General features: G+C 65.8%; 21 protein-coding genes and 1 tRNA gene. 13 read left to right on the top strand and 9 right to left on the bottom strand.

The annotated features are described in order from the left end of the window. Positions 1–18: 18 nt before the first annotated feature. The gene (locus G5A46_RS10665; protein ID WP_163849376.1) at positions 19–1440 is read right to left on the bottom strand and encodes a GGDEF domain-containing response regulator; all 1422 of its coding nucleotides are present in this window, start codon (positions 1438–1440) and stop codon (positions 19–21) included. Positions 1441–1530: 90 nt separating this feature from the next. Between G5A46_RS10665 and G5A46_RS10670 the strand changes: the two genes are divergently transcribed. From G5A46_RS10670 to G5A46_RS10690, 5 genes are all read left to right on the top strand, one after another. Next, positions 1531–1815 carry a DUF3572 domain-containing protein gene (locus G5A46_RS10670; protein WP_163849377.1) on the top strand — a complete coding sequence of 95 codons (285 nt, stop codon included), beginning with the start codon at positions 1531–1533 and terminating at the stop codon, positions 1813–1815. Between the two features lie 18 nt (positions 1816–1833). Continuing rightward, positions 1834–2685, top strand: coding sequence for an HAD family hydrolase (locus G5A46_RS10675; protein ID WP_338050034.1), 852 nt, complete (start codon positions 1834–1836; stop codon positions 2683–2685). Between the two features lie 172 nt (positions 2686–2857). Beyond that, complete coding sequence (locus G5A46_RS10680) at positions 2858–4438, top strand: trimethylamine methyltransferase family protein (RefSeq protein WP_163849378.1); 1581 nt, start codon at positions 2858–2860, stop codon at positions 4436–4438. A gap of 87 nt (positions 4439–4525) precedes the next feature. After that, positions 4526–5113, top strand: a complete 588-nt coding sequence (locus tag G5A46_RS10685) for a heme NO-binding domain-containing protein (protein WP_163849379.1) — start codon at positions 4526–4528, stop codon at positions 5111–5113. Positions 5114–5229: 116 nt separating this feature from the next. Beyond that, positions 5230–6213, top strand: a complete 984-nt coding sequence (locus G5A46_RS10690) for a GGDEF domain-containing protein (RefSeq protein ID WP_239520757.1) — start codon at positions 5230–5232, stop codon at positions 6211–6213. 68 nt (positions 6214–6281) lie between these two features. On the opposite strand, the gene G5A46_RS10695 is transcribed toward G5A46_RS10690, so the two are convergent. The 4 genes from G5A46_RS10695 to G5A46_RS10710 form a co-directional block, all read right to left on the bottom strand. Continuing rightward, positions 6282–6356, bottom strand: a tRNA-Glu gene (locus G5A46_RS10695). 117 nt (positions 6357–6473) lie between these two features. Next, positions 6474–8219 (bottom strand): single-stranded-DNA-specific exonuclease RecJ, encoded by a 1746-nt coding sequence (gene recJ / locus G5A46_RS10700; RefSeq protein ID WP_163849380.1) that lies wholly within the window; start codon positions 8217–8219, stop codon positions 6474–6476. 16 nt (positions 8220–8235) lie between these two features. Continuing rightward, on the bottom strand, positions 8236–9522 hold the full coding sequence (locus tag G5A46_RS10705; protein WP_163849381.1) for a homoserine dehydrogenase: 1287 nt from the start codon (positions 9520–9522) through the stop codon (positions 8236–8238). A gap of 97 nt (positions 9523–9619) precedes the next feature. Then, complete coding sequence (locus G5A46_RS10710) at positions 9620–9907, bottom strand: hypothetical protein (RefSeq protein ID WP_163849382.1); 288 nt, start codon at positions 9905–9907, stop codon at positions 9620–9622. A 188-nt stretch (positions 9908–10095) separates the two neighbouring features. Here G5A46_RS10710 and G5A46_RS10715 point away from each other — a divergent pair, with 188 nt between their 5' ends. Next, positions 10096–10686, top strand: coding sequence for a TetR/AcrR family transcriptional regulator (locus G5A46_RS10715; RefSeq protein WP_163849383.1), 591 nt, complete (start codon positions 10096–10098; stop codon positions 10684–10686). A 106-nt stretch (positions 10687–10792) separates the two neighbouring features. Here G5A46_RS10715 and G5A46_RS10720 read toward each other — a convergent pair whose 3' ends face one another. Next, positions 10793–11704 (bottom strand): pirin family protein, encoded by a 912-nt coding sequence (locus G5A46_RS10720; RefSeq protein ID WP_163849384.1) that lies wholly within the window; start codon positions 11702–11704, stop codon positions 10793–10795. An 89-nt stretch (positions 11705–11793) separates the two neighbouring features. Between G5A46_RS10720 and G5A46_RS10725 the strand changes: the two genes are divergently transcribed. Continuing rightward, positions 11794–12336 (top strand): hypothetical protein, encoded by a 543-nt coding sequence (locus tag G5A46_RS10725; RefSeq protein WP_163849385.1) that lies wholly within the window; start codon positions 11794–11796, stop codon positions 12334–12336. A gap of 15 nt (positions 12337–12351) precedes the next feature. Here G5A46_RS10725 and G5A46_RS10730 read toward each other — a convergent pair whose 3' ends face one another. The 3 genes from G5A46_RS10730 to G5A46_RS10740 are packed head-to-tail and all read right to left on the bottom strand — an operon-like array spanning position 12352 to position 14893. Beyond that, on the bottom strand, positions 12352–12903 hold the full coding sequence (locus G5A46_RS10730; protein ID WP_163849386.1) for a TadE/TadG family type IV pilus assembly protein: 552 nt from the start codon (positions 12901–12903) through the stop codon (positions 12352–12354). Beyond that, positions 12903–13442: a TadE/TadG family type IV pilus assembly protein gene (locus G5A46_RS10735; protein WP_163849387.1), complete on the bottom strand. Its 540-nt coding sequence runs from the start codon at positions 13440–13442 to the stop codon at positions 12903–12905. The genes G5A46_RS10730 and G5A46_RS10735 overlap by 1 nt, the downstream gene beginning before the upstream one ends. Next, positions 13439–14893: a TadE/TadG family type IV pilus assembly protein gene (locus tag G5A46_RS10740; RefSeq protein WP_163849388.1), complete on the bottom strand. Its 1455-nt coding sequence runs from the start codon at positions 14891–14893 to the stop codon at positions 13439–13441. Before G5A46_RS10740 ends, G5A46_RS10735 begins: the two co-directional genes overlap by 4 nt. A gap of 352 nt (positions 14894–15245) precedes the next feature. Between G5A46_RS10740 and G5A46_RS10745 the strand changes: the two genes are divergently transcribed. From G5A46_RS10745 to dnaG, 6 genes are all read left to right on the top strand, one after another. Beyond that, positions 15246–16676: a Glu/Leu/Phe/Val family dehydrogenase gene (locus G5A46_RS10745; RefSeq protein WP_163849389.1), complete on the top strand. Its 1431-nt coding sequence runs from the start codon at positions 15246–15248 to the stop codon at positions 16674–16676. A 252-nt stretch (positions 16677–16928) separates the two neighbouring features. Then, positions 16929–18182, top strand: a complete 1254-nt coding sequence (locus G5A46_RS10750) for a sarcosine oxidase subunit beta family protein (RefSeq protein ID WP_163849390.1) — start codon at positions 16929–16931, stop codon at positions 18180–18182. 105 nt (positions 18183–18287) lie between these two features. Continuing rightward, entirely contained in the window at positions 18288–18548 is a 261-nt protein-coding gene (locus tag G5A46_RS10755; protein ID WP_163849391.1) for a sarcosine oxidase subunit delta, read from the top strand. Further along, entirely contained in the window at positions 18545–21493 is a 2949-nt protein-coding gene (locus tag G5A46_RS10760; protein WP_163849392.1) for a sarcosine oxidase subunit alpha family protein, read from the top strand. Before G5A46_RS10755 ends, G5A46_RS10760 begins: the two co-directional genes overlap by 4 nt. Next, positions 21486–22076 carry a sarcosine oxidase subunit gamma gene (locus tag G5A46_RS10765; protein ID WP_163849393.1) on the top strand — a complete coding sequence of 197 codons (591 nt, stop codon included), beginning with the start codon at positions 21486–21488 and terminating at the stop codon, positions 22074–22076. The genes G5A46_RS10760 and G5A46_RS10765 overlap by 8 nt, the downstream gene beginning before the upstream one ends. Before the next feature lie 61 nt (positions 22077–22137). Next, positions 22138–24102: a DNA primase gene (dnaG, locus tag G5A46_RS10770; protein ID WP_163849394.1), complete on the top strand. Its 1965-nt coding sequence runs from the start codon at positions 22138–22140 to the stop codon at positions 24100–24102. The last annotated feature ends 97 nt before the right edge of the window (positions 24103–24199 follow it).

Genomic DNA, 24199 nt, shown 5'->3' on the forward strand with positions numbered 1-24199 from the left:
CCATTTGCATGGCATGCTTCACCCGGCTTTCAATCCTGCGGTGCGGGGCGCGGGCTGCGCTGGCAGGGTCAGCGGGACCGTCTCAACCCGATTGCGGCCGCGTGCCTTGGCGGCGTAGAGCGCACGATCTGCCAGATCCAGAACCGCGCGTGGCCCTTCCTCGATCGCGTGGGGGCCGATCGGTCGACGCCCCGTTCCCTGCGCCTCCGCCACGCCGGCGGACACGGAAAGTCGCAGCGGCAATGCCAGCCCCGGCACGTCGAAACGCCGTGCGGCCACCCCTTTGCAGAGGTGTCGCGCGATCTGCGTGGCATCCTCCAGCGGGGTGTCGGGCAGGGCCAGCAGGAACTCCTCCCCCCCGATGCGGGCAAGAAGGTCGCCCGAGCGCAGGCGACAACGGAAATGATCCGACAACGCGATCAGCGCGGCATCCCCCGCCTGATGCCCGTGGCGGTCATTCACCGATTTGAAATGATCTACATCTGCGATGATGACAGTGTAACAATTTGATGTTGCAGCGATTTCGGATAGGCGCGGCATCGCGTAGCGGCGGTTGTACAGCCCTGTCAACGGATCGGTGACCGACGCCCGCAGCCGATCGCGCAAGGCCCGGCGCAGGGCGACGCGGCGGGCGTGAATCCCCTGTAGGGCTGCCAGGCGGGCTGCCAGTTCCTTCACCTCGAAACCCGCACGCGTGGCGGCGGTGGCGCCCAGGGCCAGTGCCTCCTTCACCCGGGCAGGGCCGGCGCCGTCGTCGATCAGCAGTATTTCCGTCTCACTGGTGGAAGGGTTGGTCCGCATCTCGGCCAGCAGGCGCAAGGCACGGTCGCAACTGCGCGGCTCCAGCGCCAAAACAACGATTTCACCGCGCAGATCGGCCCCTGTGCAGGCGCTTGCCGTACCAAGGTCCAGTCCGCGAAGGCGAAATGACGTGTGCGGGGCAAGGGTACGGAGCCAATCGCGGGCCGCCTCCTCACTCTGGTGAACAAGCGCGACATGGCCCCGCGCGACCAGCATGGCCGGCGCTTCGGCCAGTCCAGGCAGGGCTGGCTGCGCGCCCACCGGCTGCAAGGCACCATGCTGGGCGCGCAGACGGAAAAGCGCCGCGATCCGGGCCAGGGCCCCTTCGGGATCGGCGGCAAGGTCGATCACGTCATCTGCGCCTGCCGCGATGCAGCTCGCAGTGCTGGCTGGTGCGGGCGCATCGACCACCAGAAGATGCTGACCCAGGCGTGGATGCGCGCGCAAGGCGCCACAGGCGGACGATGGGTCGCCAGTGCCGGTCGCGATCACCATGGCGCTGTCATGATCGGCCAGCGTGCGGCTGGCCTCTGCAATGGAGGCGGCTGCCATCACGTCATAAAATGCGCCGGTCAGAGTGGCACATGCCGTAATGCGACTGGTCAGATCTGGATCGAGAACAAGAATTCGGCCTGGCATTAACGTGTCTCACCTGCTTGTGTTTCTTTTCTGCCCAAGACAGGGATGTTCGAAAGTAGTTAAGAATTCGTTGCGGAGTTCAGGGGAAAGATGGCGATGACAACCGATAGGGCCGAGGAAATCGGTGCACGGGCGCTGGCATGGCTGGCTGCCGATCCAGAACTTCTGGGCGTTTTCATGGGGGCATCCGGCCTTTCACCGGATGATCTGCGCAGCACGGCTGGCGGTGCTGATCTGCCGGGCGCGGTGCTGGATTTTCTGCTGATGGACGACGCCTGGGTGGTCGGGTTCTGCGATGCGGAGGGCCTGGCCTACGAGGTGCCGATGCAGGCGCGCATGGCGCTGCCCGGTGGCGCGCAGACCCACTGGACCTGAACGACGTTTCGGCCCGTGATGGGGGCGATCGGCTCGCTCGCCGAAGGAGGCCTGGGCGGTTTTCTCGCGGTGGGGGAAGATTCACTTCGGATGTGCGAATCACTTGCCCCGCGGAAGGTGTCTTCGCACTCTGCCGTAGCGAGGCTGGGACCGGGGCAGGGCGGTATGACAATCAAGGGCGTGTTGTTCGACAAGGACGGAACCCTGTTCGAATTCGGTGCGACGTGGAATGCATGGTGTCTTGAAATCCTTGCGGAATTGTCCGCCGGAAATGAGGGTTTGCGGCGGGATCTGGCCAATGCGGTTCTTTTCGATCTCGGGGCGGGGCGGTTCCGGCCGGACAGCCCGGTGATCGCGGGGACCAACCGGCAGGCTGCGGAATGTCTGCTGACTTGCCTGCCGGGCATGTCATTGATTGCCTTGGAGGAATTCTTGGCGCGACGCGCGGCCGCCGCCGTTCCCGTGCCGCCCGTGCCGCTTGCTCCGTTGCTGGATGATTTGCGCGGGCGCGGCCTGGGCCTGGGCGTGATTACCAACGACAGCGAGGTCGGAGCCTTCGGTCAACTTGAAGCGGCGGGCCTGTACGGCCTATTCGATTTCGTCGCAGGCTTCGATTCTGGTCATGGCGCCAAACCCGATGCCGCCCCCTTGCTGGCATTTTGTGACAAATTGGACCTACTCCCGGCCAGCGTGGTCATGGTCGGGGACAGCTTGCATGATCTGCACGCCGCCGAACGCGCGGGCATGATCCGTGTCGGCGTCCTGACCGGCCCTGCAACGCAGGCCGAACTGGCGCCCCACGCCGATGCGATCCTGCCCCATATCGGGTATCTCCCGGAGTGGTTGGGACGGCAGGCCCCGGCCAGCTGACCCCCGCACAATGCGAAAAATGTGGCATGGACCTGGTGGGGCGGGTCGGGCAGGTCGCCTTTTTTTCTGGAGGAGGGGCTTCGCTGTCCGAATGCGACGAAAACCGTCGTGATTGGCGCGGCAATTGCAGTCATGTGCCGGTTTTCTGAACCTCAGCACAGGGAGTTTGCACATGCCGGACATAGCGAAACCAGCTGACACTCCCGCCCCGAAACGCCGTCGCAACGGCGGGCGGCGCGGTCATGCGGCGCGGCGCGGCGCGGCCGCGATCGTGCAAAGCGCATGGCGCATTCCTGTCAACACGGACGCCCCGACCGAACCCCTGACGGAGGACGGAGTTCACGCCCTGCACAAGACCGCCATGACGATCCTGGAGGAGATCGGCATTGCCATGCTCAATCCGGAAGCCCGCACCATTCTGGCCGGTGCCGGCTGCAAGATCGAAGGGGATATCGTCTATTTCGACCGGGAATTCGTGACGGAAATGCTGTCCCATGTGCCGTCCGAATTCACCATAACCCCCCGTAATCCCGCCCGAAAGATTGCGTTGGGTGGGCGGAATATCCTATTTGGCAACGTCTCTTCGCCACCGAACTACTGGGATCTTGGCCTGCGAAGAAAGGTGCCGGGAACCCGTGATTACTGTGCGAATCTATTCAAACTGACGCAATATTTTAACTGTATCCACTTTGCCGGTGGCTATCCGGTGGAGCCGGTCGACCTGCACCCCGCGACGCGTCACCTGGACGTTCTGTTCGACAAATTGACCCTGACCGACAAGGTGCCACATGCCTATTCCCTGGGCCCGGAACGGGTCGAGGACGGGATGGAAATGGCTCGCCTCGCGGGTGGGTTTTCGGATGAAGAATTCACTGCAACACCCCACATATTCACGAATATCAACTCAACCTCCCCTCTGAAACACGACCATCCCATGCTGGATGGTTGGATACGGTTGGCGCGGCGTGGCCAAGGGCTGGTCGTCTCGCCTTTTACCCTGGCCGGCGCCATGGCGCCTGTCACCATGGCGGGTGCGGTCGCGCAATCTCTCGCCGAAGGATTGTCAGCCATTGTCCTGGCGCAATACATCCGTCCGGGTTCGCCCTGTGCCTTTGGCACCTTTACCTCCAATGTCGACATGAAATCCGGGGCGCCGGCCTTTGGCACGCCCGAATACATGCGCGCCACCCAGATGACCGGGCAGATGTGCCGATTCTATGGTTTGCCGATGCGCGCCTCGGGCGTCTGCGCGGCCAATGTGCCCGACGGGCAAGCGATGTGGGAGACGTCGAATTCGCTTTGGTCCGCAGTGCAATCGGGGGCCAATATGGTCTACCATGCGGCAGGCTGGCTTGAAGGCGGTCTGATCGCCTCCCCCGAGAAATTCGTGATGGATTGCGAGGTGTTGCAGATGATCCAGCGCTATTTCGAACCGGAAATCTGCGCCACGGGGCATGACGAACTGGCGTTGGCGGCGATGCGCGAAGTTCGCCATGACGGCCATTTCTTCGGCACGCAGCATACGCAGGATCGGTATGAAACCGCATTCTACCAACCATTTGCTTCGGATTGGCGGAATTTTGAGGCCTGGGAAGGGGCGGGCGGTCTCTGGACTGCCGAACGGGCGCATGTGATCTATCAGAATATCCTGGAGGATTATATGCCGCCCCCCATGGCAGACAAGGCGCGGGCCGCATTGGAAGAATTCGTGGAGAAACGGCGCGCCGAAGGCGGAGCGCCGACGGATTTCTGACCGACAATATCCCTCGAATTGCAGGTATTGGGGAATTGTTAAGTTCTGCCGTGCAAGCTGCTCCCGTGAAAGGAGCATGCGGATCTCATGCACGGGTTGGTCAACAAGGCGATTCAGAACTTCCTGATGGATATCTATGGCTCGGAAATGTGGGCGGAAATCGGGCTTCATGCCAATCTTCCCTTCGCCGATTTCGAGGCGATGCTGATCTATGATGCGGGCCTTACACGCGACGTCGTCGTCGCGGCCTGCGATCTTCTGAAAAAGCGACCGACCGCATTGCTGGAGGATTTGGGAACCTACCTCGTGTCACATCCGAATTGCGAAGGTTTGCGACGGTTGCTGCGCTTTGCCGGCGTGACGTTCGAAGATTTTCTGTACTCCCTTGACGATTTGCCGGACCGGGCGCGGCTTGCCGTCGCCGACCTGGACATTCCTGCCATGGAATTGCTGGAACAGGGGGCGGGGCAATATCGCATCCGTTGTCGGGAACCTTTCCCAGGCGTCTCGTTCGTCCTGATCGGGGTGCTGCGCGCCATGGCAGACGATTACGGCGCATTGGTCGTGTTGGAGCGTATCGGCATTGCCGACGGAGTTGCGGAGATCGACGTCAAGATGGTGGAGCAAGCCTTTGCAGAGGGGCGCCAGTTTGATCTGGGCGCAAGCTTGGGATGACCCAACCCGAAAATCCTCGCAAGATGCACGCGCGAAGACTCGCTTTGAGCTGCGGTCCTGCCGCGCATGGGACTGCGAATACTCGGAACGGGACTTCCGAAAAGGAGGGCGCGGTTGTGAAAGCGGCGGATACCGGGGCATGGGGCCTGCCCAATGCGGCGCTGGACCGGTTGATGCCGATGCATGTGATCGTGGACGCGGCAGGTCTGATCCGGCATTCGGGGCCGACATCGCAAAAGATCTTCGACAACCCGTTGATCGGCCGCAGGTTTGACCAAGTATTCTCGATCCTGCGGCCCCGCGCAGTGAGGACCGGGATGGTTCCATTAGAAGCTTGCGCGCGCACTCTCTACCTGCACCCCAGCGCGTCCCCGCACACGCCGCTCAAGGGTATCGTCACACCGATTACCACGCCAGTTGGCGCAGTTCTTGTCAATTTGTCCTTCGGTTTTACCATCCTGGATGCTGTGCGCGACTTTTCGTTGAACAGCACCGATTTCGCTGCGACGGAACTGACCATAGAGGTGCTCTACCTCGTCGAAGCCAAAAGCGCGGCGATGTCAGCCTCCCGACGGCTGAACAGGCAGTTGCAGGGTGCCAAGCTCGCTGCTGAAGTGCAGGCCTATACCGACACGCTGACCGGCCTGAAGAACCGCCGTGCCATGGACCAGGTGCTGGATCGGCTCGTCCGGACCCGGCGCGCGTTTTCCCTGGCCCATCTGGACCTCGACTTTTTCAAGGCGGTCAATGATGCGCACGGCCATGCCGCGGGAGACGCGGTCTTGCAAAGGGTGGCGCGCATCATGGTGGAAGAAACCCGTCAGGAAGACCTTGTGGCACGTATTGGTGGTGATGAATTCGTGCTGATCTTCGAAGGATTGACCGCACGTGCGCGCCTTGCACAGATCGCCCAGCGTTTGATCGATCGTATCAGTGAGCCGATTCAATACGAGGGACAATCCTGCAAGATCGCCGCCAGCATCGGACTCTCCCGCTCTATCGATTTCGCGAAGGTCGAACCCGTGAAAGTCCTCGCCGCGGCAGACAAGGCGCTTTACTCAGCAAAACGAAACGGCCGCGCCTGCTACAGTATCTTCTGACCTGTGTCTTGCGGTGTGCAATTTCTCTGAGCTTTGAATAGGAGGAAACGCCAAGATGCGTAGGAAAATGGCAGCCCGTAGGGGAATCGAACCCCTCTTTCCAGGTTGAAAACCTGGCGTCCTAACCGATAGACGAACGGGCCACTCTGTGGCGTGAGGCGCTATTTAGGGGAGGTTTGGAGGAGGAGCAAGCGGAAATTTTACCGAATCTCAGGATTTTCGCGTGACCATGGGGAAGGTGGCGGAAAGCCGAGGCGATGTCAGCGCTCACTTGCGGGTGCGGCGTCGTCCAGGCGCAGCTGGAGACGCTGACGGCCGCCCCAGTCGTTGATCTCCAACCGGCCGGCAAGGTGAAAGCGGCGGCCGTTGTGGCCCTCCAGGGCGGGGCCCAGCGCGGTGTCGAAGGCGCCGAAGGCGATGGCGTCGAGCCGGGGGGACATGCCGTCGGTGAAAGCGATCTTGAGATGCGTGTCTCCGATTCGGCGGGCGGAGGCGATGCGCATGTCAGCAAAGGCAAAGCGCGGGGCGGCGGCACCCGCGCCGAAGGGGCCGGCCGATTCGACCTGGTGTACCAGATCGACATCGGCGGCGCCGGGCATCAAGAGCCCGTCGAGGCGGAGATCGGCGGGGCCTGCCTCCCCCGCGCCCTGTTTCTCCAGCAGTGCTGAGAGACGGGCCATCGCGTCGGGGAGGGCGTCGCGTGCCACGGTCAGGCCGGCGGCCATCTTGTGGCCTCCGCCCTTGAGCAGGGCGCCCTCCGCGGCCAGGCGCTGGACGGCGGCACCCAGGTCGATTCCGGCGATGGACCTGCCGGAGCCTTTGCCCTCCGCCCCGTCGAGACCGATCACCACGGCAGGGCGGTTGGTGGCCTCCTTCAGGCGGGAGGCGACGATGCCGACGACGCCGGGGTGCCAACCTTCGCCAGCGGCCCAGACCAGTGGCGCGTCCAGGCCGCGTTCCTCTGCCTGGGCCAGGGCGGCGGCACGGACCTGGGCCTCGATCTCCCGGCGTTCCGTGTTGAGCTGGTCCAGCTTTTCGGCCATGGCCTGGGCTTCGGCCGGGTCATCGGTGGCCAGAAGGCGGGCGCCCAGATCGGCGCGACCGACCCGGCCACCGGCGTTCACGCGCGGGCCAAGGATGAAGCCCAGGTGGTGCGAGGTGGGGGCGGTGGTGATCCGGCCAAGATCGGACAGGGCGACCAGGCCGGGGCGTTCTCGGCGGGCCATGACGCGCAGGCCCTGCCTGACCAGGGCGCGGTTCACCCCGATCAGAGGCGCGACATCGGCGACCGTGGCCAGGGCCACAAGGTCGAGCATCGACAGGAGGTCCGGGCCTGTCTGGCCCTGGTCGCGCAGTTGGCGGTTGGCCTCCACCAGCATGAGGAAGACAACGGCGGCGGCGCAGAGATGGGCCAGTTCCCCGCTCTCGTCCTGGCGGTTGGGGTTCACCACGGCGAGGCAATCGGGCAGGGTCTCCCCGCCCAGGTGGTGATCGAGGATGACGACATCGCAGCCCGCCGCCGCGACCGGTTCGTGGCTGAGTGTGCCGCAATCGACGCAGAGGATCAGGTCGTGGGCGGCCCCCAGGTCGCGCATGGCGGGGACGTTGGGGCCATAGCCCTCGTCGATGCGATCGGGGATGTAGAGGGTCGGGTGCAGGCCCTTGCGGCGCAGCCAGTCGATGAGCAGCGCAGCGGAGGTGCCGCCGTCGACGTCGTAATCGGCGAAGATGGCGATCCGTTCCTGCCGTTCCACCGCACGCAGGAACCGGGCGGCGGCGGTTTCCATGTCGCGCAGGCTGCGGGGATCGGGCAGCAGGTCACGGATCTGCGGGTTCAGGAAGGTTGCGGCGCTGCCCGGCGTGACCTGGCGCCGGGCCAGCACACGGCACAGCGCCAGGGGCAGATGGTCGGACTGGGCCAGCGCCTCGGCCTGGCGCTCGACCTCGGGCGAGGGGCCGATCCAGCGGCGCCCGGTCAGCGAGGCGGAGATGCCCAGGAAGTCCAAGCGTCCGCGCCCAGCCTCAGACCGCTTCGATGCGCAGGGCGACAGGCTCGCCGTCGACCACATCCGTCGCGGTCATGCCCGCGATGGCGCGGTCCAGCGCCGCGCGCGGGGTGGCGTGGGTCACGATCAGGACCGGGGCCGCGACGCCGTCGTGATCGTATTGCCGCATGCGGTGGATGGAGACGCCGGCCTCCCCCAGGATCGCGGCGACCTTGGCCAGGGCACCGGGGCGATCCTGCAAGGCAAAGCGCAGGTAGAACGGCGCGGCGGTGTTGGATTGCGACGGGGTCGCGGCGATCAGCGAGCCGGCCGGCTGACCAAAGACCGGGTAGCGGAAGCCGCGTGCGATGTCACAGATGTCCGACAGCACAGCGGAGGCGGTCGGCCCTTCGCCCGCGCCGGCGCCGCGCAGCACGATCTGGCCCACGGAATCGCCTTCGAGGACCACCATGTTGGTGCCGCCTTCGAGTTGCCCCAGCGGGCTGGTCGCCGGCACGAGGCAGGGCGCCATACGCTGTTCCAGACCACCTTCGGCCATCTGGCTGGTGCCCAGCAGCTTGATCCGAAAGCCCATGTCGGCGGCGGCGTTGATGTCCTCGATCGTGATGCGGCCGATGCCTTCCAGCTCCACCCCGGCGAAATCGACCTGGGTGCCGAAGGCGACGGAGGCGAGCAGCGCCAGCTTGTGCCCGGCGTCGATCCCGCCGACGTCCAGCTGGGGGTCGGCCTCCAGAAAGCCGAGCTGGTTGGCCTCTTCAAAGGCCTCCTCGTAGGTCAGCTTGGCGGATTGCATCCGGGTCAGGATGTAGTTGCAGGTGCCGTTCATCACGCCCAGGATCCGGGTGATGCGGTTGCCGGCCAGCCCTTCGCACAGGGATTTGATCACCGGGATGCCACCGGCGACAGCGGCTTCGAAGCGGATGACGCGGCCCATGCGTTCGGCCTGTTCGGCCAGGGCCTGGCCGTTGATCGCCATCATCGCCTTGTTCGCGGTGACCACGTCCTTGCCGGCGTCCAGCGCCGCTTCGGTCGCGGCCTTGGCCGGTCCGTCGGAGCCGCCCATCAGTTCGACAAAGATGTCGATGTCGTCGCGGCGGGCCAGGGTGACGGGATCGTCCTCCCATTCGTAGCCGGACAGGTCGACGCCGCGATCCTTGGCGCGGCTGCGCGCTGAAATGGCGTTCAGCACGATGCGGCGTCCGGTGCGGGCCTCCAGCAGGTCGACCTCCTTTTGCAGGATGCGCATGACGCCCACCCCCACGGTGCCCAGACCGGCGATCCCAAGGCGAAGCGGTTCGGTCATTCTGTAGTCTCCTGTCAGGCGGTCACGTCGGGTGCTGCACTATTGCCTTCGGCGGCGCGGCGCAACGCGGCAAATGGGATTTGGCGCCCGACACAGGTCAGCGGGGTGTGGGGAGCGGGGCCATGCGGTGGCGGCGCAACCGGTCGGCCCGGGCGCGCAGCCCGGCGGCGCGGGCGTCCAGGCTGTCGCCATCCGCGGGGGCCAGGCGGGCGGGATCCTCTGCCACGGACAGGACGTCCGAGATCGGCAGCAGGTCGGGGTAGTCGGCGGCGCGGGCCTCGGCGGTGATGGTGGCATCCAGGTCGGGAAACCGGGCGCAACCTGCGGGCAGGAACAAGGCCAGCGTCAGAAGCGCGGGCGACAGAAGGCGGGGCAGGTGGCGCATGGGGATGGTTTGCCCGACGCCGGGCGCCAAGGCAAGAGGCGAGACGCCCGCCCGACCCGCCTGGCCTGGGCGTGCGCGGCCCAGGCCGGGTTGGGGCGGGTGCGGTTCCGGTGCGGGGCGTGCCGAAGGCGCGCAAGGGTGGCGATGGGGACTTGTGAGCTGAACGGCTGTTCATGTAGTTTGGACGGATGGCACGCCCGTCTGGATCTTCCACCGCATCGACCGCCGACCGCCTGCGCAGGGCGGCACTGACGTTGTTCGCCCGCCACGGCTATGCCGCCGTTTCCATGCGCCAGATCGCGGCGGAGACCGGCGTGCAGGTCGGCGCGCTCTATAATCACGTTGCCGACAAGCAGAGCCTGCTGGCCGGATTGATGCACAGCCACATGGCCGAGCTGCTGTTGGCGCTGGATGCCGTCGCCCTGCCCGATGATGATCCGGTCGCGGCGCTGGAAGCATTCACCCGGTTCCATATCCGGTTCCATTCCGAACGTCCGGATGAGGTGTTCATCTCCTACATGGAACTGCGCAACCTCTCGCCCGCGAATTTCGCTGAGATCGAGGCGCTGCGCGGCCGCTACGAGGCGCGGCTGGGCGCGATCCTGGAGGCCGGGGCAGCGCAGGGCCGGATGCATCCCGAGGACGCCAAGCTGACGGCGCTGGCGATCATCGCCATGCTGACCGGCGTCACGACCTGGTTCCGCGCCGGCGGCCGCCTGTCCCTGGTGGAGATCGAGGCGCGATACTGGGAGATGGTGCGCCGTTTGGTGGCGGCCTGACCCGACCGCCCGTGCCGTGCGCCGCGCCGGTGGCGGCAAATAGGGGTGCGGCGCCCGTGCCCGTGCAGATGTGGTTGGGGGCATGGGCATGGGCGCCCCCGGGCGATCAATGGGCGGGGCGGATGAAGGTGCCGTTCTTCAGCTCCGCCAGAGCCTGGCGGATTTCCTCGGCCCGATTCATCACGATGGGTCCGTGCCAGGCGACCGGCTCCTGAATCGGTGCGCCCGAGATAAGGAGAAAGCGCAGCCCTTCCTCGCCGGCCTGCACCGTGACCTCATCCCCGGTGCCGAAACGGACCAGGGTGCGGTTGCCGGACATGTCGCGGATGTTGACCTCCTGGCCCATGACCTCCTTTTCCAGCAGCACGCCTGTGGGCGCGCTGGCATCGGAAAAGGCGCCGGAGCCTTCGAAGATATAGGCGAAGGCGCGGCGGTAAGTGTCCACCGGGAACGTCTTCTTCACTCCTGCCGGGACAAAAATGTCGAGGTATTGCGGGTCCGCCGCGATCCCGTCCACCGGCCCGGTCCTGCCCCAGAAGGTGCCGATGATCACCCGCACGCGGGTGCCGTCATCGTCGGTGATCTCTGGAATTTCTCGCGAGGGCACGTCCTGGTAGCGCGGATCGGTCATCTTCAGCGCGCCGGGCAGATTGGCCCAAAGCTGGAAGCCGTGCATCTGCCCCGATTGCGACCCGGTCGGCATTTCCTGATGCAGGATACCGGATCCGGCCGTCATCCATTGCACATCCCCCGCGCCGAGCGTGCCTGTGTTGCCCAGGCTGTCGGCGTGATCGACACTGCCTGACAGGACATAGGTGATCGTCTCGATCCCGCGGTGGGGGTGCCAGGGGAACCCCGCCTGATAATCGGCGGGCGTCTCGCCGCGAAAGTCGTCGAACAACAGGAAAGGGTCCAGCTGCGACGGGTTGTGAAAGCCGAAGGCGCGGTGAAGATTCACACCGGCGCCCTCGATCGTGGGCTGGGCCAGGCGGGTTTCAAGGGTCGGTCTGATGGACATGGCGGTCTCCTCTCGCTGGGATGGATGTAGTTGCCAGAACGGGGACAACCAAGTAGGGGCAGGGCTGCATCAGGGCAGGGGGATGGCGCATGAATGCACAGCCGAACGAGACACGGGACAGCGCCGGGCGGGGTGACGGCACCGGAAGCGCAGGAGGGAACAGCGGCGTGTTGGCAATGCTGGAGGTCAGCCAGGCACGCCGGGTGACCGGGCTGGCCGTTCTGGGCGGGCTGGCTGCGGTGCTGACCCTGCTGGCCCTGGCAGAGGCGCCGGCCGCGCTGCCATGGCGGATGATGCTTCTGGCGATGGCGGGGCTGACGGGCTGGGCGGCGTTGCGCATGTACCAAGCCACCGCGCTGACCCTGACCCTGACCGAGGAGGCGCTGTGCGACAGCAGCGGCCACGAGATCACGCGGATCACCGATATCGCCAGCGTGGATCGCGGGTTCTTTGCCTTCAAGCCATCGAACGGGTTCATCCTGCGACTGTCCCGGCCGGTGGCGGCGCGCTGGCGGCCGGGGGTCTATTGGCAGGCGCGGCGTCGGGTCGGTGTCGGCGGGCTGACCCGCGCGGCGGAGGCGCGGGCCATGGCCGATGTACTGTCGGTGATGCTGGCCCGCAGGGAGGGCTGAGCCGGGCGCCGGGCCTCAGCCGTCGGGGTCGAACTTCAGCTGCGCGGCAAAACGCGGCCGGGTGAAGACGAAGGTGGTCATGGTGAAATCGTCGATTCCGGTTTCCACGGGGAACTCGTAATCGTTCCATGTCTCGACCAGGATCAGCTCGTCTCCGGAGGCGAGGATGGGCAGGTGATCGTGGTAATCGTAGATGTCGCTGCTGGTCAGGGCGGACTGGCCGCCGCGGACCTGGGACCAGGTGATCTTGTACTGATCGTCGCTGTCGGAATAGCGCACGGAGCTGACGCGCAGCGCGCTGTTGTTGCCGCCGTTCAGCAGGTAATCGTAGAACTTCTTGGTGTTCGAGATATAGGTCGGCGTGATGTACTGCGTTTCCCGCGAGAGCATGTCCGAGATCGAATAGGCGGCCTTTTCATTCTGCACCTTCACGCGCATCACGTCGTAGAAACCGTAGATCGCAAGGAAGGCCCAGATCAGCAGCGGGAACATGATGATGAACTCGGCTGCAAGGAACCCGTCCTCGCGGCGGGCAAAGCGCAGGATATGGCGGCGAAGGGCTGTCATCACTTCGGCTCGTTCACAAAGGCGCTGAGGGAGAAGATGCTGATTTCACCATTGCCGTCCTTCATCACCTGTTTGCCCAGCCCGGCACCGGGGAAGATCGGCTTGATCTTCACGCAGGCGCGCAGCAGCATCAGTTCGTTTTGGCCACCGTTGGTGAATTGGCGCACGGGCGTCACCTCTTCGCTGCGGTCGATGCAATCGGTGCTGTTGGTGAATTCCACGTAGTTGGAGCGCAGATTGGTCGGTTTCATCTCCAGCCGCAGCGTTTCCTCGCAATCGGGGATGAACCCGGCATAGGAGCAGATCCGATCCTTGATGTCCGCGTGCTGCACCTCGTTGCCCGAAATCAGGCGCAAGTCGCGCACGGCCAGGTCCAGCCCGCGTTCCAGCATGGTCTGTTTCAGCGTCATCATGCCCTGTTCAACCCCGGACATCGCGGTGATGAACAGGATGAAGAAGGCAAAGGCGAATTCCACCGTGGAGGTACCACTTTCGTCGCCGGAAAACCGGCGGAGACGGGACAGGATGCGGTGTCTCACTGGATCAGCCTCAGCTGGTTCAGTTGCCGTGCGATGGAGCCGAAGGCCTCCGAAAGCTCGATCCCCTCCACACGGTAGAAATGCGCGGGCGAGGAGGCGCAATCTTCCATCACATCGGCCCCGTCATTGTTGACTTCGAAGCCGATGGTCCAGACGATTATGCCCTTTTTCTTGGCTTCGGTGCAGATCCGGTCCAGCAGGTCGTCGCCCTCGTCGGCGGTATAGGCCGTGCGGTAGTAATCGTCGTGCTTGTCTTCGTCGACATGCTCGTCCAGCCAGCTGGACAATTCGTTGTAGGCCCAGTGATAGCGCATCGACGGGGTTTCGTAGGCCTCGTCACGGATGCGGATGGTCTTGACGTTCTCGCCGTCGGTCATCAGCACCACGGTTTTCAATGCGCCGGCGGTCCAGGCGGTCGGGCGGTCGGCAAAGACGTCGGGCACCAGTTCGCTGCCGCCATTGTCATCGGCCTCGGCCATGGATTGGATAATCGGCTGGAAGGCCGGATCCAGAAGGCCCACACCCCATTTCATGCCCAGGTGGATCGACGTGTTCTCCCGTGCCTGAAGATCGCCGATGACGTCCTTCAGCTTGGCCGTGCTCTGCGAGAAGGGCACGATTTCCTCGAAGCTCTCGTCCGGGCATTCCGGGCTGTCGATGTAGCCGCCGGTGTCGTAATTGTCCGCGAAGAACGGGAATTGCGTATAGGACGTGTCGGGCGAAATCGCGGTGGTGTCGAAATCGCTGTCCTTGAATTCGATGCAGTGGGAATAGTCATGCAACTGCGTGACGTTCAGCCGGGTCATGATATCGCGGCCAGGATTGACCTGCGAGGAATAGGTGACAAGAGACACGGAGACGAGGTCTTCGGTGTCCTCCTTGATCACCGTGTCGACGAATTCCTTGGCCGCGGTCCGCATGTTGCTCAGCCGGCTGCTGCGCCCCATGGAGCCGGAAATGTCCAGCACCAGCGACACTTCGGCATTGCCGATCGATTCCTCGGCGATGCCACGGGCGGACACATCCAGCACATCTACCCCGACCTGGCCGATGAACTGGGTCGAGATCTGCTTGTTCGCCTGGGCCTCGACCCGGCGATACCCCGCCCGGTTGATGACCGAGATGTCATCGGGGTCAAGATAGCTGGCCATGTCTGCCTTGGCGAAATAATCCTTCACGATTTCCTTTGGTTCAAGGTCGTTCTTGGTGTTGGCGGCAGCCAGCAGGGCGCGATCCATCACCGCCTGAAGGCGCACGCGCTCCATTTCGAAGCGCATGAAATCATAGGCCATGCCGCCACCGATCAGCATGATCAGGAACAGAAACAGCGTCAGCGGAACCATCACGCCGTTTTCGTCGCGTGCGAACCCGACCAGGCGGGACACCACGGCGGCGCGGCGCGGGCGGGGCCCGGCTCCTTGTCGCTTCAGCTTCTTGGTGTTGTTTACCATCTACCCACTTTCCAGAGGCGCATGATGATTCCCCTCTCATCACAGGCCGTGGAGTAGAGGCGTAGTTTCTCTATCGGGCGAAATTAGGGCGGCAATGCGGTTCCGCCGCGCCCTGCTGCCGCGCTGCGGCGGACAATTGCGGGGCCGTTGGCGCATTGTTCGCGGCCCGGAACAGGCAAGGCGGGGCCGGTGCGGGGCAGGGGCGTGGCAGAGGCTGGGCAGGAACGGGGGAGAATCGGGGTAGGTTTGTCTCGAAACTGCGATAATCCCGTGCCACACTTCCCCGGCGACGGAGGACACGGGGCAGCTGATCGGCCCCGCGCCGGGATCGCACCAGGATGGAGGGATGCGGATGTCAGCCGCCAGAGAACCGAGCTTTCGCGAGAGTGTCGACCTGATGTTCAACCGGGCGGTGGCCCTGATGGACCTGCCGCCGGGGCTGGAAGAGAAGATCCGGGTCTGCAACGCCACCTATACCGTGCGGTTCGGTGTCCGGCTGCGCGGCCAGATCCATACCTTTACCGGCTATCGTTCGGTCCATTCGGAGCACATGGAACCGGTCAAGGGCGGCATCCGTTTTGCCACCGCCGTGCACCAGGACGAGGTGGAGGCGCTGGCGGCGCTGATGACCTACAAATGCGCGCTGGTGGAGGCGCCGTTCGGCGGCTCCAAGGGCGGGCTGCGCATCGACCCGCGGGCGTGGGAAGAGCACGAGCTGGAGCAGATCACCCGCCGCTTTGCCTATGAACTGATCAAGCGCGACCTGATCCACCCCGCCCAGAACGTCCCCGCCCCGGACATGGGCACGGGCGAACGGGAAATGGCCTGGATGGCCGACCAATATGCACGGATGAACACCACCGACATCAATTCCCGCGCCTGCGTCACCGGAAAGCCGCCCAATGCAGGCGGTATCGCCGGTCGGGTGGAGGCGACGGGCCGGGGGGTGCAATACGCGCTGCGCGAGTTCTTCCGCTATCCCGATGACATCGCCAAGGCAGGGCTGTCCGGTACGTTGGATGGCAAGCGGGTCATCGTGCAGGGGCTGGGCAATGTCGGCTACCACGCGGCGCTGTTCCTGCGCGAGGAGGATGGCGCGCGGGTCACCGGCATCATCGAACGCGACGGGGCGCTTTTCAATCCCGACGGGCTGGACGTGCGCGCCGTGCACGAGTGGATCGCCAAGCATGGCGGTGTGCGCGATTTTCCCGACGCCATCCATAGCGCCGATGGCGCCGCCGTGCTGGAGGAGGAATGCGACATCCTGATCCCCGCCGCGCTGGAGGGGGTGATTTCCATGGAGAATGCGCCCCGGATCAAGGCCCCGTTGATCATCGAGGCCGCGAACGGCCCGATCACCGCCGGCGCCGATGACATCCTGCGCGCCAAGGGCACGGTGATCATCCCCGACATGTACGCCAATGCCGGCGGCGTCACGGTCAGCTATTTCGAATGGGTCAAGAACCTCAGCCATATCCGGTTCGGCCGAATGCAGCGCCGCCAGGAGGAGGCCCGGCACGAACTGATCGTGCAGGAGCTGGAGCGGCTGGACCGCTACCTGGGCGGGGCCTGGTCCATGTCTCCGGATTTCAAGGCAAAATACCTGCGCGGCGCGGATGAGCTGGAGTTGGTCCGCTCGGGCCTGGATGACACGATGCGCACCGCCTACCAATCCATGCGCGAGGTCTGGCACGGTCGGCCCGACGTGCAGGATTTGCGCACGGCGGCCTATCTGGTGTCGATCACCCGCGTTGCCTCAAGCTACCGGGCGAAGGGGCTGTAACGCCGCGCCGTTCCGGTGGCAGGACGGGAAGGGGGGACGCTGTCCCCCCTCTTGCGCTGCGCGCAATTCACCCCCCTGCGGTATTTGCGCCCGAAGGGGGCAGAGTGAGGAACGAACGGGGTCAGGCGCGGGAGGGGGGGATCGTGCCGACGCGCCGGGCGGTGGCGCGGGTGGATCGTGAAAAGTCGCGCGGGGGCATTGATCCCGACGCGCTTAATTGCTTCTCTTTGCGCAGATGGCGAGGAGCGGCAGATGCGGTTTTCGGGATGGCGGGTGATCCGCGAAGGTCTGACCGGCAACAGGGGCTGGGGGCCGCATTGGCGCGACCCTGAGCCCAGGCCCGCCTATGATATCGTCATCATCGGCGGCGGCGGCCACGGGCTGGCCGCCGCCTATTACCTCGCGCGCGCACACGGGCTGAGCAATGTCGCGGTTCTGGAAAAGGGGTACCTGGGCGGCGGCAACGTCGGGCGCAACACGACCATCGTGCGGGCGAATTACTTCCTGCCGGGAAACAGCGAATTCTATTCGCTGTCGATGAAATTGTGGGAGGGGCTGGAACGCGATCTGAACTACAACGTGATGCATTCGCAGCGCGGGCTGATCAACCTGTTCCATTCCGACGGCCAGCGCGATGCCTTTGCCCGGCGCGGCAATGCGATGATCAACCAGGGCGACGATGCTGTCCTGCTGGACCGGGAGGGGGTGCGCGCCATGCTGCCCTATCTGGATTTCGAGCAGGGGCGGTTCCCGATCTACGGCGGGCTCTACCATCCGCGCGGCGGCACGGCGCGCCATGACGCGGTGGCCTGGGGCTATGCGCGGGGGGCGTCGGATCGCGGGGTGGACCTGATCCAGAATTGCGAGGTCACCGGGATCGACATGGAAAACGGCGCCGTCACCGGGGTCCGGACTTCGCGCGGGGCGATCCGGGCGCGCAAGGTGGCCATCGTGACCGCCGGACGCTCGGGTCAGGTGGCAGCACTGGCCGGGATGCGCCTGCCGGTGGAAAGCCATATCCTTCAGGCCTTTGTCACCGAAGGGCTGAAGCCGGTGATCGACCACGTGGTGAGTTTCGGCATGGGGCATTTCTACATCAGCCAGTCGGACAAGGGCGGGCTGGTGTTCGGCGGGGATCTGGATTTTCATCCCTCCTATGCGCAGCGCGGCAACCTGCCGATGGCGGAACATGTGATGGAGGCGGGGATGACCCTGATGCCGGCGATCGGCAAGGCGCGGGTGCTGCGCAGCTGGGGCGGGATCATGGACATGACGCCGGACGGCTCGCCGGTGATCGATCGCACGGATATCGGCGGGCTCTACCTGGATTGCGGCTGGTGCTACGGCGGGTTCAAGGCGGTGCCGGCCTCCGGCTTTGCGCTGGCGCATCTGCTGGCGACGGACCGGCCGCATCCGGCGGCGGCGGGGTTCCGGCTGAACCGGTTCCGCGATGGGGCCGGGCTGATGGACGAGGAGGGAACCGGTGCGCAACACAACCTGCATTGAGGGCGCTGTTTCAGGGCGGCGGCCGGGGTTTCGTCCACAGCGGGGCCGGGGCAGTTCCTGCGCGGGGCATCTGCGTATTTCGGGAACGACGAAGGGGGCAGGCCCATGCGGCTGAGCTGTCCGTTTTGCGGGACGCGCGACCGGCGCGAATTCACCTATGGCGGTGCCGCGCTGGCACGGCCGGACGGGGCCGAATGGGGGGCGGATTGGGACGCCTACCTGCATCTCCGGGACAATCCCGCGGGGGTCTCCGTGGAATATTGGGTCCATGCCATGGGCTGCGGCGCCTGGCTGCGGGTAACGCGCGATACGGTGACCCATGCGGTGCAGAACGTCGTTGTCGCAAGCGGGGAGGGCGCGGCATGAGGCTGGCCACCGGCGGGCGTATTGATCGGGACCGGCGCATCAGCTTTCGGTTCGACGGGCGGGAGTATGCGGGGATGGCGGGCGATACCCTGGCCTCCGCGTTAATGGCGAATGACATCCGGGTGGTGGGGCGCAGTTTCAAGTATCATCGCCCGCGCGGTGTCTTCACCGCCGGCAGCGAGGAGTCGAACGCGCTGGTCACCCTTGGCCGAGGCGCGACGCAGGAACCGAACATCCGCGCCACCACCCAGGAGCTTTTCGCCGGGTTGGAGGCGCGGGCGCAGAATTGCTGGCCGTCGGTGAACTGGGATCTGATGGCGGTGAACGACCTGTTCAGCGATTTTCTGGGGGCCGGGTTCTACTACAAGTCGCTGATGGGCCCGCATCTGCCCCGGCTGAAGGTCTGGGAACGGATCTACGAACCGCTGATCCGCCGGGCCGCAGGTCTGGGCGCATTGTCGGGCCGCGCCGATCCCGACCGGAACGAGACGGCGTTCGCCCATTGCGACGTGTTGGTGATCGGGGCGGGGCCGGCTGGGCTGATGGCCGCGCGACAGGCGGCGGAGGCGGGTGCCGATGTCATTCTGGCGGATGAGGATGCCCTTCCCGGCGGGCGTCTTAACGCAGAGCGGGAGACGCTGGACGGCACGCCCGGTGCCGATTGGGCCGCGGCGCAGGTTTCGGCGCTGGAGGCGATGGACAACGTGCGGGTGATGCGCCGAACCAGCGTGACCGGCGTCTATGACCAGGGCACCTATGGCGCGCTGGAACGGGTGTCGCGCCATGTCGGGACCCGGCCCGAGGGGGCGGCGCTGGATTGCTTCTGGCGGATCGTGGCGCGGCAGGCGGTGCTGGCCGCCGGCGCGCTGGAACGCCCCGTGGCCTTTGCCAACAATGACCGGCCCGGCGTGATGCTGGCCGGTGCGCTGCGGGCCTATGTCAACCGCTGGGCGGTGGCGCCGGGGCGCGCGGTGACGGTTTTTGCCACCAATGACGACGCCCATCGCACGGCTGCCGACCTGCGCGCTGCGGGCGTGCATGTGGCCGCGCTGGTCGATCCGCGCCCGGATGCGACCTGTGGGCTGGATGTGCCATTCTATCCGGGTGCGGTGATCTGCAACACCACCGGCCGGACAGAGCTGGAATCCGTCACCATCCGCAATGCCACCGGGGCAGAACATCACCTGCGCACCGATTGCCTGGCGGTGTCGGGGGGCTGGAATCCGTCGCTGCACCTGACCTGCCATTTGAATGGGCGCCCGGTCTGGGATGCGGCGCGGGCCATGTTCCTGCCCGCGCCCGACGCGGTGCCGGGGCTGGTCCCCGCCGGGGCGGCGGCGGGGGTTATGGGCCTGCGCGGCTGCCTGGCCTCGGGCCGGGACGCGGCGCGGCGGGCGCTGGCGGCGCTGGATCTGACCGCACCTGACATGCCTGTGCCCGAAGTCGCCGACAGCCCGGAGGGCGCGACACCGCTGTGGTACGTGCCGGGCAGGGGCCGTGCCTGGCTGGATCTGCAAAACGACGTCACCGTCAAGGACGTGCGCCAGGCGGCGGCAGAGAACTTCCGCTCGGTCGAGCATATGAAGCGCTATACCACGCAGGGCATGGCCCCCGACCAGGGCAAGCTGTCGAACATGGCGGCGCTGGCGGTGCTGGCCGATGCCACGGGGCGCGACATTGCCCAGACCGGCACGACCACCTACCGTCCGCCCTATGTGCCGGTGCCCATCGCTGCGATGGGGGCGGGGGGCGGCGGCCAGGGGTTCGCGCCGCGCCGGCTGACCACCAGCCATGCGGCAGCATTGGCCATGGGCGCCCCGATGGTGGAGGCCGGGCTGTGGTTCCGCCCCTCCTACTTCCCGCGAAAGGGCGACGTGACCTGGCGCCAATCCTGCGACCGGGAGGTCGCGATGGTGCGCAACGCGGTCGGGGTCACCGATGTCTCAACCCTGGGCAAGATCGACATCCGGGGCGCGGATGCGGCGCGGTTCCTCGATTTCGTCTATGCCAATACCTTCTCCACCCTGGCGGAGGGGCGGGTGCGCTATGGCCTGATGCTGCGCGAGGACGGGCATGTCATGGATGACGGCACCACTGCGCGGCTGGGGCCGGATCATTACCTGATGACCACCACCACCGCCGCCGCCGGACAGGTGATGCAGCATCTGGAATTCGCGGCGCAGGTGTTGCGCCCGGACTGGGATGTGCGCCTGACCTCCGTCACCGAACATTGGGCGCAATTCGCTGTGGCAGGGCCGCAGGCGCGCGATCTGCTGGCGGATCTGGTTGATGGTCCGCTGGACGATACGGCCTTTCCCTTCATGTCCTGCGGGGCGGTGCGGGTGGCGGGGATCGCGGGGCGGTTGTTCCGCATCTCCTTCTCGGGAGAACGCGGCTACGAGATCGCCGTGCCCGCGCGATTCGGAGAAAGCCTGTTCCGTCTGCTGGTTGCGCGGGCGGAAGCGCGCGGCGGCGGGGCCTACGGGATGGAGGCGCTGAATGTGCTGCGCATCGAGAAGGGGTTTCTGACCCATGCGGAGATCGACGGCCGCACCACCGCCGGGGATCTGAATGCCGGCCGCATGATGTCCACCCGAAAGGATTTTATCGGCCGCGCTGCCGCAAGCCGTCCGGGCCTGCTGGACGAGGACCGGCCCCGGCTGGTCGGGCTGCGCCCTGCGGGAGCGGTGAAACAGTTGACTGCCGGGGCATTCCTCTTTGACGAGGGGGCAGAGCCGGTCCGCGAACAGGTACAGGGGCATGTTACCTCTGTCGGGTATTCGCCGACGCTGGGCGGGTTCCTGGGGCTGGGATTCCTGATCGGGGGTCTGGAACGGGTCGGAGAGCGGGTGCGGATGGTCGATCACCTGCGTGAGGTCACTGCCATTTGTGAGGTCTGCGACCCGGTGTTCTACGACAACAAGGGGGAGCGCCTGCGTGGCTGAGCATCATACCACACCCGATGTCGGCGCGGCCCCACCGCTGGAGAAGGGCCGGGCGATCCGGCTGGGCGAAACCACGCTGACCGCCCTTCCCATGACGCGGCTGACCGCGCTGATGCCCTCGCCGTCCCTGTCGTCGGTGGCGGGGGGCGGCGGCCCCGCGCTGGCGGGTGCGTTGCGCGAGGCGGGGCTGGATCTTCCGGCGCCCGGTTCAACCCATCGCGGCGACATGGCCGAGGTGCTGTGGTTCGCGCGCAACCAATGGCTGGTGATCGGTGCCTGCCCGGAGGGGCTGGACGAACACGCCGCGCTGACCGATTTGTCCGACGGTTGGGCGATGCTGGCCCTCGACGGGCCGGACGCCCGCGCCACGCTGGCCCGTCTGACATCCCTGGATCTGCGCGCCGGGGCCTTTGCCGACGGGGCCACGGCCCGGACGGAGCTGCGGCACATGATGGCGGCGATCACCCGCACAGGGCCGCAACGGTTCCGGGTGATGGTGTTCCGGTCGATGGCCGAAACGGCCTGGCACGATCTGGAAACCGCCCTGCGCGGGGCGGCGGCACGACGGGCGCTTCCACGCTGAGGCGAAAGATTGATCGGCGGGCATCTGGACACCGGGCGCGGGCTTTCCGATATTGCCGGTCATGAGTCTTTCCGACGGTTTCCTGGACGAATTGCGCAGCCGCATCAGCCTTGGGCAGGTGGTCGGGCGCAAAGTCATGTGGGATCAAAGAAAATCCCAACCGGGAAAGGGCGACCTCTGGGCCCCTTGTCCGTTCCATCAGGAAAAGACGGCTTCCTTCCACGTCGATGACCGCAAGGGATTCTATTATTGCTTCGGCTGTCACGCGAAGGGCGACGCCATCTCCTTTGTCCGGGAGACGGAGAATGTCGACTTCATGGAGGCGATCGAAATCCTGGCCAAGGAAGCGGGGATGACCCTTCCCGCCCGCGACCCGCGCGCCGCCAAACAGGCAGAGGCGCGCGACCGGTTGGGAGAGATCATGGACCAGGCGGTGCGCTATTTCCGCCGGGCGCTGTCCACCGGACCGGGGGCGGAGGCGCGTGCCTACCTGGATCGCCGGGGCCTGAGCGAGGCGGCGCGCGACCGCTGGGAGATCGGCTTCGCCCCCGCCGGCTGGCAGGGGCTGCGCGATCACCTGACGGGGCAGGGGGTGGCGGAGAAGGATCTGCTGGCCTGCGGGCTGATCAAGGACTCGTCCAGGGGCGGCAAACCCTATGACACGTTCCGCAACCGCATCATGTTCCCGATCCGCGACCCGCGCGGGCGCTGCATCGCCTTCGGCGGCCGCGCCATGGATCCCGAGGACAACGCGAAATACCTGAACTCGCCGCAGACGCAGCTGTTCGACAAATCCGTCACCCTGTACAATCACGGCCGCGCGCGGGAGGCCTCGGGGAAGGGGGCGCAGATCGTCGTGGCCGAAGGCTACATGGACGTCATCGCCCTGGGCGAGGCCGGGTTCACCGCCGTGGCCCCCCTGGGCACCGCCGTGACTGAGGCCCAGCTGGACATGCTGTGGCGGATGAGCGGGGAACCGGTGGTGGCGCTGGACGGCGACCGCGCCGGGCTGGAGGCCGCGAAACGGGTGATGCGCCTGGCCCTGCCCAAGCTGAAGCCGGGCCAGACGTTGAATTTCGCCCTGATGCCGCCGGGCAAGGATCCCGATGACGTGATCCGCGCCGAAGGTCCGGAGGGCATGCAGAAACAGCTGGCCGCGGCCGTGCCGCTGGTCGATCTGCTGTGGCAGGAAGAAACGGAGGGCCGGACTTTCAACACGCCCGACCGCCGTGCCGCGCTGGATGCGGCGTTGAAGACGCGCCTGGGCGCGATCACCGATGAAACCCTGCGCTACCATTATTCCCAGGCCCTGCGCGACCGTCAACGGGAGCTGTTTCGCCCGGCGCCGCGCCCGCGCACCGGTGCCACCGGCCGGGGCTTTCCGCCGCGCCTGCCTTCGGCCGCGCTGCCGCTGGACGGGACGCGCCGGTCTTTTCTGGCCGCCGCCGACGAGGGGGCGACAGACCGGGTCCGGGAGGCGGTGATCCTGGCCACCTGTCTGGCCACGCCGCAGGTCGTCGGCGATTTCCTGACGCGCCTGGAATTGATGGAATGCCGTGATCCGCTACATCTACGGGTGCGGGACGCGATCCTGACCTGCCACGGGGAGGGCGACGCCCCCCTGAAGGAGGCGGTGATGGCCAGGTTGGGGCCCGAAGCCCTTGACGAATTGATGGCGCGGGACCATGTGGCACTTTGCCCGGCGGTACGGGATGCCGGGAATCTGGAAACTGCGGAATTGACCCTGGAGGGGGAGTTGGCGAAGCTTCGGGCCTTCCGGGGCTGGGCAGAGGAAATGGCGGAGGCGCAGGAGGAGATCGCCGCCGCGGAGACCGAAGCGATGACCTGGCGGTTGAGCCAGGCCGCCGTGGCCCGCGACCGGGCCGCCCGACAGGAACAGGAGGACCGGGCCGAATATGACCAGGGCGATAACGGGGCACGAATCAACCGCGCTGAACGCGGGGCTCTGGATGCCATATTGGGGGCGATTCGGTTCTCGAAGACCAAGAAATCTGCGGATTCTTGATAAGTTGCTAAAGAAATAAGGGTAAACGGGTGTGCGAATCATCCAAAGAGGCTATTGATTCGATCTTATCGAATCACGCCGCGCCCGACCGCCACAG

Origin of the sequence: Pseudooceanicola aestuarii (assembly GCF_010614805.1) — a bacterium.
GTDB classification, from domain to species: domain Bacteria; phylum Pseudomonadota; class Alphaproteobacteria; order Rhodobacterales; family Rhodobacteraceae; genus Pseudooceanicola; species Pseudooceanicola aestuarii.

What these genes read in the sequence shown, in the direction of transcription:
- G5A46_RS10665 (WP_163849376.1), bottom strand. Translation starts at nt 1,440, where the DNA reads ATGCCAGGCCGAATTCTTGTTCTCGATCCAGATCTGACCAGTCGCATT.
- G5A46_RS10670 (WP_163849377.1), top strand. Translation starts at nt 1,531, where the DNA reads ATGGCGATGACAACCGATAGGGCCGAGGAAATCGGTGCACGGGCGCTG.
- G5A46_RS10675 (WP_338050034.1), top strand. Translation starts at nt 1,834, where the DNA reads ATGGGGGCGATCGGCTCGCTCGCCGAAGGAGGCCTGGGCGGTTTTCTC.
- G5A46_RS10680 (WP_163849378.1), top strand. Translation starts at nt 2,858, where the DNA reads ATGCCGGACATAGCGAAACCAGCTGACACTCCCGCCCCGAAACGCCGT.
- G5A46_RS10685 (WP_163849379.1), top strand. Translation starts at nt 4,526, where the DNA reads ATGCACGGGTTGGTCAACAAGGCGATTCAGAACTTCCTGATGGATATC.
- G5A46_RS10705 (WP_163849381.1), bottom strand. Translation starts at nt 9,522, where the DNA reads ATGACCGAACCGCTTCGCCTTGGGATCGCCGGTCTGGGCACCGTGGGG.
- G5A46_RS10710 (WP_163849382.1), bottom strand. Translation starts at nt 9,907, where the DNA reads ATGCGCCACCTGCCCCGCCTTCTGTCGCCCGCGCTTCTGACGCTGGCC.
- G5A46_RS10715 (WP_163849383.1), top strand. Translation starts at nt 10,096, where the DNA reads ATGGCACGCCCGTCTGGATCTTCCACCGCATCGACCGCCGACCGCCTG.
- G5A46_RS10720 (WP_163849384.1), bottom strand. Translation starts at nt 11,704, where the DNA reads ATGTCCATCAGACCGACCCTTGAAACCCGCCTGGCCCAGCCCACGATC.
- G5A46_RS10725 (WP_163849385.1), top strand. Translation starts at nt 11,794, where the DNA reads ATGAATGCACAGCCGAACGAGACACGGGACAGCGCCGGGCGGGGTGAC.
- G5A46_RS10730 (WP_163849386.1), bottom strand. Translation starts at nt 12,903, where the DNA reads ATGACAGCCCTTCGCCGCCATATCCTGCGCTTTGCCCGCCGCGAGGAC.
- G5A46_RS10740 (WP_163849388.1), bottom strand. Translation starts at nt 14,893, where the DNA reads ATGGTAAACAACACCAAGAAGCTGAAGCGACAAGGAGCCGGGCCCCGC.
- G5A46_RS10745 (WP_163849389.1), top strand. Translation starts at nt 15,246, where the DNA reads ATGTCAGCCGCCAGAGAACCGAGCTTTCGCGAGAGTGTCGACCTGATG.
- G5A46_RS10750 (WP_163849390.1), top strand. Translation starts at nt 16,929, where the DNA reads ATGCGGTTTTCGGGATGGCGGGTGATCCGCGAAGGTCTGACCGGCAAC.
- G5A46_RS10755 (WP_163849391.1), top strand. Translation starts at nt 18,288, where the DNA reads ATGCGGCTGAGCTGTCCGTTTTGCGGGACGCGCGACCGGCGCGAATTC.
- G5A46_RS10760 (WP_163849392.1), top strand. Translation starts at nt 18,545, where the DNA reads ATGAGGCTGGCCACCGGCGGGCGTATTGATCGGGACCGGCGCATCAGC.
- dnaG (WP_163849394.1), top strand. Translation starts at nt 22,138, where the DNA reads ATGAGTCTTTCCGACGGTTTCCTGGACGAATTGCGCAGCCGCATCAGC.